Annotated in this window: 1 pseudogene; it reads right to left on the reverse strand. The window is 61.6% G+C overall.

The window, feature by feature from the left end:
* Positions 1 to 189: 189 nt before the first annotated feature.
* Positions 190 to 398 (reverse strand): annotated as a pseudogene (locus RM572_RS29550) (acetyl-CoA C-acyltransferase); the annotation flags it as partial.

Below are 398 nucleotides of genomic sequence, written 5' to 3' on the forward strand. Positions count from 1 at the left end.
GGTGATGACCACACCGGTGATCGAATCCTGCTCGGCAACAAGGCGTTCCACGGCATTGTGCATGGATTCCTTGTAGTGCTCGTTCATCACGTTGGCCGAACCGGTCGGGTCGTCCAACGTCAGGGTGACGATGCCGTCGGCATCCTTGTCCCACTGAATGGTGTTCTCAGCCATTGTTTTTCAGACCTCTCAGACGCGCTCGATGATGGTGGCCACGCCCATGCCGCCGCCGATACACAGCGTGATCAGGGCACGCCGCGCACCGCGACGCTCGAGCTCGTCGACCATGGTTCCGGTGATCATGGCGCCGGTGGCGCCCAGCGGGTGGCCCATCGCGATGGCGCCACCGTTGACGTTGAGCTTCTCGTCGGGGATGTTGAGGTCCTTCTGGAACTTCA

Source organism: Streptomyces hazeniae, assembly GCF_031845485.1.
In the GTDB taxonomy this organism is placed as follows: Bacteria; Actinomycetota; Actinomycetes; order Streptomycetales; family Streptomycetaceae; genus Streptomyces; species Streptomyces hazeniae.